A 10,250-nucleotide genomic window follows, 5' to 3' on the forward strand; every position below is an offset into this window, starting at 1 on the left:
CCGACCCGACGAACGGCGGAACCCATGGAGCGAGACGTGACCGGCGGCCACGGCACACGGGAGGTCCCCGCGGCCGAGCGCGCGTACAGCGAGACGAAGGAGCTGGTGCTCAACGGGGAGTTCCCCGGGGGCCACTTCCTGACCGAGGGCGACATCGCGGAACGCCTCGGCATGAGTCGCACACCGGTGCGCGAGGCGTTCATCAGGCTGCGTACGGAGGGGCTGCTGCGGCTGATGCCCCGGCGCGGCGCCGTCGTGGTCCCCGTGCAACGCGGGGAGGCGGAGGACGTCCTCGACGCGCGCGAGGCGGTCGAGACCGCGGCGGTGCGCAGGCTGGGCGGCAGGCCCGACGACATCCCGCGCGTCGTCCAGCAGCTGCGCGCCGCCCTGGAGGTGCAGCGGGCCCGGGCCGAGACCGGGGACCTGGGGAAGTTCATCCAGGCGGACGAGGCGTTCCACCGGCTGATCGTCGGCGCGGGCCGCAACGCGCTGCTGATCGACTTCTACGCGACCCTGGCCGACCGCCAGCGCCGTATGAGCATCCACGCGCTGGGGCCGGGGCCCGAGCAGTTCCCTCCCGTGCTGCGCGAACACGAGGAGCTGATCCGCATCATCGAGTCCTCGGAGCACGAGGCGTTCGCGCCCGCGCTCCGCGCCCACCTCGATTGGGCGTACCGCCACTGACGGGGCGCGGGCCGGGCGCGGGGTCAGGTGCGCTGGAAGAACTCCACCTCGGCGAGGGCCAGATGGCGGCCGCGGGTCAGGCCGACGGGGTTGTTCAGCGTGAGACGGATCCGCGTGACGTCGCTGATGCCCTCCTGCATGGGCTGCGAGCCCGGCTTGTCGCTCAGGGTGAGCCGCTGGTGCTCCACCCGTCCGCCACTCGTCGTCACCTCCGCGTCGATCTCCAGCGCGCGCCCCTGCCCGGCGTACCCCTGGGCCGACGCGGAGGCGCCGTTGGTGATGAGCAGGTTCACCAGACGGAACGGCTTGGCGAAGGTGTACGTGACGGACGCGCCCGCGGCGGGCGCCGCCCAGTAGCGGTTGCTGAGTCCGTCGACGGTGCGGGTCGCCGGGTGCCCCGGCAACTCGGCGGTGGCCCTGACGGCGGTCGGGGTCACGGACCTGACTCCGCCGAGCTTGTCCCGGGTGTCCTCGAACAGCCCGCGCCCCGCGGGCAGCAGGAGGACGGCCGCCGCGGCCAGGACGAGGACGACGGCGAGGATCACCAGCGCCCGCACCAGCCGGCCGGAGCCCGCCCGGGCGCGCCGCCGGCGCAGCGGCCACACCCTGCGCCACCACGGCAGAGGAGCCGGTGCCGCCTCGGGTGTGAGGCGGGCCGCGCAGCGGCGGCAGAAGCGGCGGCCGGGCTGGTTGAGGGTGCCGCACACCGGGCACGGCGTGCCGGACACGTCCTCCTCGGCAGGGACGGGACGCACCACGGGGCGGGGCGCCACCGCCTTGGCGGGTTTCACCGGCTGCGGCCCCACGGGGCGCTGCGCCCCGGCCTGCGGCGTGGCGCCGCCCCCGGGGGCGGCGGGGTGAACCCCGGTGCGCGGGGCGGAGGACGCGGTGGCGCCACCCGTGGACTCCGCGGTGCGCGGCACGCCCGCCGCCGAGTCGCCGGCCCCCGGGGGGTGGGGCGTGAGAGGGCGCACCGCCCCGGCGGCCGGGCCTCCGGACACCGGCCGCGGCGGTGCGGGCGGGCCGTCCGGGCGCGGCGGCGGGCCGGACGGCCGTGGGGGTGTGCCGGGAGGCGGTGCGGGGGGAGCGTCTCGGAGCGAGGGTGTTCCGGAGGCCGTCGTGGGCGGACGGTCCGGGCGCGGGGGCGTGCCGGACGGGTGCGCGGCCCCGGCGCCGGGACGCGGTCCCGACGCGCGGTCCGCCTCCGCACGCGGCGGTGCGCCGAACGGGCTTCCGGCCTGCGCGGGCGGGGGCGCCTCCGGGGACGCGGGGGCACCGGCCGCCGCCTCGGGCGCGGAGTCCGGTGGCGGGCCCGCGGCCGCCCGCCGCGGCCCGCCGGCCGGCGACTGGTCCGACCAGCCCAGGTAACTGCCGCAGTTGCCGCAGAAGTCGTCCGTCTCCCCGTTGGACGCCCCGCAGACAGGGCACTCGCGCATGGCTCACCTTCCGTCATCGACGGGCGGTCCCGGCAGAACCTCCACCCGGAACGCCGTGTGCACCGGGCACAGCGCCCGGACCAGTTCGCCCACCCGGTCGGCGTCGACGGCGTCCACGCGCTCGGGCCAGACCCGTACGAGCACCTCGTCGTCCGGCGCGGTCGGCAGCGCGGCGCCCGCCGTGCGCGACCAGGCCGCGGCCCCGCCCTCGGTGACGTCCGCGCCGACGCCGAGCACCAGCCGCAGCGCCTCGGTGAGGCCGCGGGCCGTGCCACGCCGCCGGTGCAGCTCAAGCGCCCGCACCGTGGCCTCGCGCCGCAGCTCAAGCGGCCTGCGCTCGTCGTCTGAGCCACCCACCCACGAGGCCAGCCACGCGACGAAGTCCGCCGGCGCGATCCGGGGATCGAAGTACGCGGGCAGGTTGTCGAGCGTCGCGAACACCGGTGCGAGCACTGTGTCGAGCCCGGCCGTGAACCGCTGCGCGAAGTCGTCCTCGGCGTACAGCGCAGGGAGTTGCCCACCGATGGGGTACCGGCTCGCCAGCCCGGGAACCGCGGCCCTGCTCATGCGCCGTCCCCCGACTCCACCGCGGTGACGACCACTTGGTGCTGGTACGAGAAGACCAGCGTGCCCGCGCCGATGTCGACGCGGTCGACGGGTGCGCCGCGCCGCCCGCTGACCGGGTCGGCGGCGAACATCCTGATGTCCTCCACCAGCACGTCCCCGACGGCGCGTTGCAGCACCCCGAACACCTCCCCGTACTGCACGGGCCGCCCGAACGGCCACCCCGCGCCGTCCGCCCCGCCGTGCAGCGGGTTGAGATGGCGGAACAGCGCGGCAAGCGCCGCCTCCCGGATCCGGTCGGCGTCCCCTGCGGGCGCGGAGAGCCGGGCGACGACGGTGACGCCCTGGTAGACGGGCGGTTCCACGACGAGCCTGGTGCCGATCAGCCGCCGCTCGTCCAGGGCCTCGGCGATCGCGGCGAGCACGTGGTCCGAGGGGATCAACTGCTCGAAGCGCAGCCGGTCGTCGCCCTCGTCGGCGACCGCGTCCGGCACTACGAGGACCCGGACGGCGCCGGGAGCGTCGGCGGCCGGCAGGCAGCGGACCCTGCGCACCGAGGGCGCCGCGCGGCGGGCGATGATCTCGTAGTCCTCGGCGGTCACCGCGCGCTCCTGCATCCGCAGCGCCTGCGGCGCCCGGAGCTTCGCGTTGGCGACGGTCTCGCCCGCGACACCGCCCTGGGCCGCCTCCCGGTTGCCGACCCGCGCCACGTACGGTACGGAGCTGCGCAGCACGTTGATCGCGCCCCGCGCGACATTGCCCGCGGGGCCGCCGCCGGTGCGGTAGCGTGCGACCCGCACCTGGGCGCCCTTCGGCGGCACGTCCCCGCAGACCCGCAGCGTGCCGTCGGCCTCGCGCAGCGCGGGCGGGAAGGTGAACTCGCCCGTGGCGGGGTTCACATGGACGTGCCGGTCCCCGGGGCCCGAGCGCCCGAAGTGGTCCACGACGCTCCACCGCCGCCATCCCTCGGGCGAGGACACCTCCACCACCGGGGGCTCCCCGTCGAGCAGCACAGGGGGCCGCTCCAGCCGGAACACCTGACCCGGCACGCCCTCCGACGTGCCGAGCGGCACGTCCACCACCGTCTCCGCGTGCTCCGCCGTCATCGTGCCGCCCACGGTGAACACCGCCGCCTCGCGCACCGTCGGCGACTCGGAGTAGAACGGCTGGCCCGGCTCGGGTTCGACGACCCGGCAGCGCAGCCAGCCCGCGCGGGTGCCGCCGATCACCGAGGCGGTGTGTCCCGCGGGTACGTGCACGATGACTTCGCCCGGCCGGTTCAGGCCGCCGGTGGAGTCCTCGCCCGTCTCGCACCGCTGCCACCGCCCGCCGTCCCACGCCTCCCACACCAGCGGCGGCTGCCGCGGATCGACGCCGACGCCCTCGACGCGGCTGTCGACACGCACCGCGACGATGCAGCGCGGAGCGGCGGTCGGCAGCCCGAACAGCAGCGCGTCGCCCGGCTCGGGAGCCGCCTGGAAACACGGCACGTCCGCGCCGTCCGCGAGCGCCCCCGTCCTGTCGGTCTGCTCGCCGCGGCGCGGCGCGGTCACCAGGCGCGTCAACTCACTGGGAACGACACTCAGTTCGCCGGTAGTCGCGAACACCACGGCCTCCTCGTCCTCCCCGGCCGCCGTGGTGACCTCGGTGCCTGCGGCCAGTGCCACCGTGTCCGGCTGCGGGGCCGAGAGCCAGAAGTCCACCTCGGCGCTCGCGGCCGCGGGCGGGAACAGCTCGATGCCCAACAAGTCCAGGAACGCGAGGTAGTTCTTGTCCGGCACCCGGTTGAGCCGGTACAGCAGCTGGTCCACGAGATACGCGAACGTCTCGATCAGGGTCACGCCGGGGTCCGAGACGTTGTGGTCGGTCCACTCGGGCGCGCGCTGCTGCACGTACCGCTTCGCCTCGTCGACGAGCTGCTGGAAGCGCCGGTCGTCCAGATTGGGGGAGGGCAGGGCCATCAGTCGCCCACCGCTTCCTCGGTCCCCTCGTCCGAGGGGATCGTGTAGAAGGGGAACACCAGGTTGCGCCGGTCGTTGGTGGTGCGCACGGTGTAGCGCACGTCGATGTAGAGCGTGCCCGCGTCCACCGAGTCGAAGGCGACGACGACGTCGTCCACGGCGATCCGCGGCTCCCACCGCTCCAGCGCCTCGCGCACCTGCTGCGCGATCCGCCCCGCGGTGGCGCCGTCGCCGGGCGCGAAGACGTAGTCGTGGATGCCGCAGCCGAACTCCGGCCGCATCGGCCGCTCGCCCGGCGCCGTGCCGAGCACCAGGCGGATCGCCTCCTCGATCTCCCGGGCCCGCTCGACCATGGCGATGCCCCCGGTCGGCCCGACGCGCAGGGGGAACGCCCAGCCGCGTCCGATGAACCGCTCGCTCACAGCGGGCCTCCGATCTCCACTGTGAGGTCCCCGGGGAGGAGTTGGGCGCCGCACGCCGTCTTGTCGCCCCTCCGCGCGGCCGGCAGCCCGCCGATGAGGACTGCGCCACGGGCCAGGGCCGCGAGGTTGGGCAGGATGACATTGGCCGGGCCGAGCGCCGCGTGCGGCACGATCGGGCAGACGTGCAGACTGCCCTCGACGGCGGCGGGCCGGCCGCCGATGAGGACGCTCTCCACGGCCGCCGCGGCCGGGGGCGGCGGCGTGGTGATCCGGCCGCCGTGGTTCGTGGGGTCACCGGTACGGACTGCTTCGGGCATCGACACTCCTTGTGCGGCGGGTACGGGACGGCGGGGCCGCGGGGCCGGGGCCACGGCGCCCGGCGCGGCGGGCGGACACCACGGGCGGGCTCAATTGATTCTCACGAGCTGCGCCTTGAGGATGCCGACCAGCCCGCCGTCGACAGACGCCTCGGTCCGCCCGACGACCCCCACCTTGCGGCCGGTGACGTTGACCGACGACTGCCCCGCGATGTTCACCCTGCGCCCCTTGATGTTCACGGCACCCCGCCCCGCGTCCAGGGTGATGCCGTCCTTGTCCAGGACGAGGGAGGTCGCGACCTGGCCGGGGGACCGGTACACGGTCACCTCGACGCGGTCCTCCCGGTCGTCGAGGCGCACCTGGAGGCGCTGGTCGCCGGTCATCAGACGCAGCCCGGAAGGGCCCGGGTTCGGTGCGTCGAGCAGCTCCACCCGGTGGCCGGAACGCGACACCACGGAACGGCGGTTGACCCTTCCGCTCGTCTTGTCGACCAGCGGCACGTCGTGCGGCGAGGGCTTGTCCACACCGTTGTAGAGCCCGCCGATGACATAGGGGCTGTCGAGCAGCCCCTGCTCGAACCCGACGAGCACCTCGTCGTTGACCTCGGGGCTGACCACACCGCCCCCGCCCTTGCCGCCCCACTGCACCGTGCGGACCCAGTCCGTGATGTACGTGTCGTCGAGCCAGGGGAACCTGAGGCGGACCGCGCCCCGGTCCGAGCCCGCGGGCTCCTCGCGCACGTCCGTCACCACCCCGATCGCGAGGCCGGGGACGCGCGGGCCCCTGCCGGGCGCGTTGGCCCCGGTGACCAGGCCGGTCAGCGAGCGGTCGGGGCTCGCGCTGACGCACACGGTGGTCCGGTAGCCGCCGTGCGGTTCGAGGACGTGCTGCACGGCCGTCGCCGTGTACCGCCCGGAGAACGCCGTACCGACCCGGCCGAGCGCTATCGGCCGGCCCGCGCGCAGCAGCGGGTTGCCCTCCACGACGGCCTCCAGCTCGCCGTACCCGGCCGCCACCTGCTCGGCCGTCGCCCGCGCCGCCGCCGTCGTCTCCGCCAGCGTGCGGTACGGGGTGTCGGTGACGGTGATCTGCGTCTCCTTCCCGAACCGGTTGACGGACGTGGGACTGAGGCCCGGCACCACCGTGCCGCTGACCATCGACGCCTGCTCCGCGACCAGCGGCCGCTTGGTCGTCACGTCCCAGCCGCGCACCTGCACCTTCGACGCCGCGTCGGCCGTCGTCAGCGCGGCCCGCAGCGCCAGCAGGTTGCGTCCGTACTCCAGAACCATCGGGCTGCTGGTCGCGGGCGTCGACGGTGCGGGCGCCCCGGCCGCCCGCACCGGCCTGGTGAACTGCAGCACACCCTTGTCGTCCACCCGCACCAGCGCGCCGCACTCTCCCGCGAGGTACTGGAGGAAGTCCCAGTCCGACACGTTGGCCTGCGAGAGCTGCCGGTGGGTGACGGCCGGGGCCTCCACCCTGCCCACGGCGAGCCCGGCGCCCGTCGCCACCTTGCGGACGATCTCGGCGGTCGTCATGTTCCGGTACGCCACTACCTTGCGGCCGCGTTGCAGGCGGTGCGTCCTGGAGAACGCCCGTACGACGGTGAACGTGCCGGTGCTGTCCCGGTCCAGTTCGAGCGCTGTGACCTCGCCGTTGAACAGCCGCTCGCGGGAGCGCCCCTTCACGGTCACCACTGAGACCCGCAGCGGCGTGCCGATGGTGATCCCCGTCGCGTCGAGGAACTCGTGGTCCGCGTCCCGGAAGGAGAGCACCGCCATGTCCGGCAGCCCCACGTTCTCGTCCACCACACAGCTGACCAGCTGCGCCGCCCAGACCGGCGGCAGCTCGCCGGGAGCCTCGACGACGGGGTCGGCCGCGAACGACCGCCCGTCGCGCGCCTCGGGTGTCGTCATCAGGCGTCCTCCTCGTCCCACGCGTCCCTGGCACCCGGCACCACGAGTTCGGTGCCGGGTGCCAGGGCCATCGGGTCGTCGATGCCGTTGGCCTCCGCGATGGCCCGCCACGCGGTGGCGTCCCCGTACTCCCGCCACGCCAGCAGGGCGAGGCTGTCGCCCGCGACGACCGTGTGCGTACTGCGCGCGGTGCGCGACCCCGAGGTGGGGTTCTGCCCCGGCGGGTCGACGCTCGCCTCCTCGATGGACAGTGAACAGGTCGCGCGCAGCGGCTTCCCGTCCACGTCGAACAGCGTGTACGACACCGAGAGGCTCGACAGCACCCCGTCGAACGACGTGGTGCGCGCGGAACCCCACTCGAACCGCACCCAGGGACTCGCGGGCTTCTTGCGCCCCAGGCTCGCCGGAGTGGGCACGCACGCCTTCATCAGGGTGTCCACCGCCTGCTCCACCGAGTCGTCGTGCCTGGCGGTGGCGTCGAGGAAGACGTCGAGGCTCAGCCTGCGCGGGCCGCTGCCGACGAACTCAGGCAGCGCCGACTCCGCCGCGGTCCTGGAAGGCGTGCGCCGCCACTCGGTGGACTTGCTGAGCGACAGCGTCGACGGGTTGAACTGGAGGTTCAACCGCGCGATCGTGCCGCCCGGCCTGGCGCCGACCGAGGCGGGCGGCTCCTTGAGAGTGAGCTGGGCCCTGGCCCGGCCGGCTCGGACCGCTGGGGACATGGCGGGTGTTCCTCTCAGACGAGTGGGGGCGGACGCGGCTTGCGCGGATCACGAGGGCGACAGGCCCTCGTGCGCGATCTCCAGGGTCTCCGTCGCGGGCGCCGAGTTGGCCGGGTCGAACGAGGGCCCCTGCCAGCGCACCGGGACGATGCCGTAGACCTGCCAGCTGATGATCTGACTCAGGTCGGGCCGCAGCGCCACGATCTCGCCGTCCTTCGGCTCGACCTTGCGCAGCGTCTCGTCCAGCCAGCGGCCGATCTTCGCCGTGTCGGCCGTGACGGGCCGCGTCAGGGTGATGTTCGACCAGGTGACGCGCCCGGGGAGCTGCCAGGTGAAGCCGTTGTTCCCGCCCTCGGCGTAGCTTTCGAGCTGGACCTCCGCGCCCATGCCTGAGCAGGTGTGGAACGCGCCCAGGTCGTTGCCGCCGATGGCCAGCCGGAAGAACACGCTCGTCGCGAAGATGTTGTCCGTCATGCCTCTGTCCGCCGTCCGTTCCTTCTGCGTTGCCCGTCCGGTCTCCGTGCGTCCCCCGTGTGCTTCCCGTCGGCTCCCCCTGCTCAGCGGCGGCGGTCGCCCGGACTGCCCGTGCGCTCGCGGCCGCGCCGCAACTCGGAGCGCAGCAGACGGGACACCGGGTCGATCAGCCGGCGGGCCAGGTCGTCCAGGTCGGCACCCGTGGCGCCGGCGGGGGCCGGCGGTGTCTGCGTGCCCGCGGACACCGCGGTGCCCGCGGTGCTGGTCGCCGTGGATCGGGTGGCCGCCGAGCCCGTACCGCTCCCGCCGCCCTGCGCGGACCCGGTGTCCCGCTGTACGACCCGCCGCGCAGGGCGGGCCACGGGCGCGACGGGTGCGGGCGGTGCGCCCCCGGAGCCAGTCGCCGGGGTGAACGACGGCTGGGCCGTGGGGAGTTGGCTCTGCGGCTGCGTGAAGGGCAGTGCGCGGCGCGGCGCCGCCGTGGGCGGTCCCCCCGTGGCGGGGGCGGGGCGTACGACGCGGGGCGCAGGCGCGGCGCTCGCGCGCTGCACGCGGGGCGGGGCACCTGCCGGTGCGGGCACGACGGGCACCGTGCCGCTCGCGCGCGGGAGTTCCGGCCCGCGGGGCCAGCGCGCCGCGACGACGGGGCGATCAGGAGCGGGCGGAGCGGTCGGTGCCATGTCGCCCGCCGCGCCGGTGCTGACGGCGAGCGGCCGGGCCGCGAGGAGCCGTACGGTCGGCCGGAGCGCGCGCGCCGGGCCGGGGTGCGCGCCACCGGGCACGGCGCGGGCGACGACCACGGGGGCGGGGCGCCCGGAAGGCGCGGTGGGGCGCGGCCCGCCGCCGTTCTGCCCGGACGCGGAAGCCCGCCTCGGGGACGGCTGCCGCGCGGGCGGGTCGTACGGGGCCGACGCGCGGCGCTGGACGAGCGGAGCCGATGCGCCCGGCGCTGCCACGCTCTCGCCGAGGCGCGCGGCGGCGGGGGCGCGGCCCAGCAGGGGTGCGCGGGCGGGTCCGGTGGGCGCGGAGGACGGCGCGCCCAGGGAGCCGGGGCCGGGCGCGCGCGGGGCGGGCCCACGGGCGGCGGGGGCCGCCCTCCCGGTGCCGGGCAGCCCGGCGCTGGGCGGGAGCGACGCCAGGGGAGCGCCGAGCCCGGCGCGTGGCCTGCGCCCCGAGGGCCGGGGAGCGGCGTCGTCCCCGGGGCCCTGCCGCGTCGAGGACGCGTCGGACGCGTCGACCGCACGGCCCTGGGCGACGGGCAGCGGCGGCACGGACGCGGTGTCCGGGGCCGTGTCCGTGGCGGCACGCAACGCGACGGCGGTCGGCGGGAGTTGGGCCAGCGGCTCGCCGAGCGGCGGCCGCCCGGCGGCGCGTGGCGCGGCCGACCGCGCGTCGGGTCCCCGCACGGCCCCGGCGTCAAGGAGGCCGCCGGCCGGGGCGGGCGCGGGGCGTACGGCGGCTATGCGGCGCACCGGAACCGCCGTGCTGCGGGCGACGGTCAACGACCGCCCGGAGGGCCGGGGCCGCACCCTGCGGGCGGGCGCGGCCACCGGTGCGGCCAGCCCGCCGCCGGCGCCCCGGGGCGCACCGCCGCCCCGGGTGGCCTCCCCCGATGCCCCGGCGGGTCCGGCGCCGGGCGGCGCCGGGGGCCGGTGCTCCCGGGCGCCGTGGGCTGCGGGGCCGTGGGACGTGCTGCCGCTCGGCCCGTCCGCCGACGCCCCGCCACGTGCCGTACGCGCTGCGGCGGCCGGGG

10 protein-coding genes are annotated in these 10,250 nt (G+C 76.1%); 1 reads left to right on the plus strand and 9 read right to left on the minus strand.

Translation table 11 applies throughout. The annotated features are described in order from the left end of the window. Window positions 1–24: 24 nt before the first annotated feature. The gene (locus tag ABEA77_RS06150; protein ID WP_345642296.1) at window positions 25–684 is read left to right on the plus strand and encodes a GntR family transcriptional regulator; all 660 of its coding nucleotides are present in this window, start codon (window positions 25–27) and stop codon (window positions 682–684) included. Window positions 685–707: 23 nt separating this feature from the next. Here ABEA77_RS06150 and ABEA77_RS06155 read toward each other — a convergent pair whose 3' ends face one another. From ABEA77_RS06155 to ABEA77_RS06195, 9 genes are all read right to left on the minus strand, one after another. Further along, window positions 708–1,412, minus strand: coding sequence for an NADase-type glycan-binding domain-containing protein (locus ABEA77_RS06155; protein ID WP_345642298.1), 705 nt, complete (start codon window positions 1,410–1,412; stop codon window positions 708–710). Window positions 1,413–2,123: 711 nt separating this feature from the next. Beyond that, a complete protein-coding gene (locus ABEA77_RS06160; protein WP_345642301.1) occupies window positions 2,124–2,687 on the minus strand; it encodes a phage tail protein in 564 nt (187 codons plus the stop codon). Then, on the minus strand, window positions 2,684–4,645 hold the full coding sequence (locus ABEA77_RS06165; RefSeq protein WP_345642304.1) for a putative baseplate assembly protein: 1,962 nt from the start codon (window positions 4,643–4,645) through the stop codon (window positions 2,684–2,686). The genes ABEA77_RS06160 and ABEA77_RS06165 overlap by 4 nt, the downstream gene beginning before the upstream one ends. Further along, window positions 4,645–5,067, minus strand: coding sequence for a GPW/gp25 family protein (locus tag ABEA77_RS06170; protein ID WP_345642306.1), 423 nt, complete (start codon window positions 5,065–5,067; stop codon window positions 4,645–4,647). Before ABEA77_RS06170 ends, ABEA77_RS06165 begins: the two co-directional genes overlap by 1 nt. Continuing rightward, entirely contained in the window at window positions 5,064–5,384 is a 321-nt protein-coding gene (locus tag ABEA77_RS06175) for a PAAR domain-containing protein (protein ID WP_345642309.1), read from the minus strand. The genes ABEA77_RS06170 and ABEA77_RS06175 overlap by 4 nt, the downstream gene beginning before the upstream one ends. 90 nt (window positions 5,385–5,474) lie before the next feature. Continuing rightward, window positions 5,475–7,301 (minus strand): VgrG-related protein, encoded by a 1,827-nt coding sequence (locus ABEA77_RS06180; protein WP_345642311.1) that lies wholly within the window; start codon window positions 7,299–7,301, stop codon window positions 5,475–5,477. Then, the gene (locus ABEA77_RS06185) at window positions 7,301–8,023 is read right to left on the minus strand and encodes a CIS tube protein (RefSeq protein WP_345642314.1); all 723 of its coding nucleotides are present in this window, start codon (window positions 8,021–8,023) and stop codon (window positions 7,301–7,303) included. The genes ABEA77_RS06180 and ABEA77_RS06185 overlap by 1 nt, the downstream gene beginning before the upstream one ends. A 48-nt stretch (window positions 8,024–8,071) precedes the next feature. Continuing rightward, window positions 8,072–8,497, minus strand: coding sequence for a phage tail protein (locus ABEA77_RS06190; RefSeq protein WP_345642317.1), 426 nt, complete (start codon window positions 8,495–8,497; stop codon window positions 8,072–8,074). 83 nt (window positions 8,498–8,580) lie between these two features. Continuing rightward, window positions 8,581–9,903, minus strand: a complete 1,323-nt coding sequence (locus ABEA77_RS06195; RefSeq protein WP_345642320.1) for a hypothetical protein — start codon at window positions 9,901–9,903, stop codon at window positions 8,581–8,583. Between the last annotated feature and the right edge of the window lie 347 nt (window positions 9,904–10,250).

Origin of the sequence: Streptomyces tremellae (assembly GCF_039540215.1) — a bacterium.
In the GTDB taxonomy this organism is placed as follows: domain Bacteria; phylum Actinomycetota; class Actinomycetes; order Streptomycetales; family Streptomycetaceae; genus Streptomyces; species Streptomyces tremellae.

Excerpts from the sequence above, each read along its gene's own strand:
- ABEA77_RS06190 (WP_345642317.1), bottom strand. The coding sequence starts at position 8,497 with ATGACGGACAACATCTTCGCGACGAGCGTGTTCTTCCGGCTGGCCATC.
- ABEA77_RS06150 (WP_345642296.1), top strand. The coding sequence starts at position 25 with ATGGAGCGAGACGTGACCGGCGGCCACGGCACACGGGAGGTCCCCGCG.
- ABEA77_RS06180 (WP_345642311.1), bottom strand. The coding sequence starts at position 7,301 with ATGACGACACCCGAGGCGCGCGACGGGCGGTCGTTCGCGGCCGACCCC.
- ABEA77_RS06165 (WP_345642304.1), bottom strand. The coding sequence starts at position 4,645 with ATGGCCCTGCCCTCCCCCAATCTGGACGACCGGCGCTTCCAGCAGCTC.
- ABEA77_RS06175 (WP_345642309.1), bottom strand. The coding sequence starts at position 5,384 with ATGCCCGAAGCAGTCCGTACCGGTGACCCCACGAACCACGGCGGCCGG.
- ABEA77_RS06185 (WP_345642314.1), bottom strand. The coding sequence starts at position 8,023 with ATGTCCCCAGCGGTCCGAGCCGGCCGGGCCAGGGCCCAGCTCACTCTC.
- ABEA77_RS06160 (WP_345642301.1), bottom strand. The coding sequence starts at position 2,687 with ATGAGCAGGGCCGCGGTTCCCGGGCTGGCGAGCCGGTACCCCATCGGT.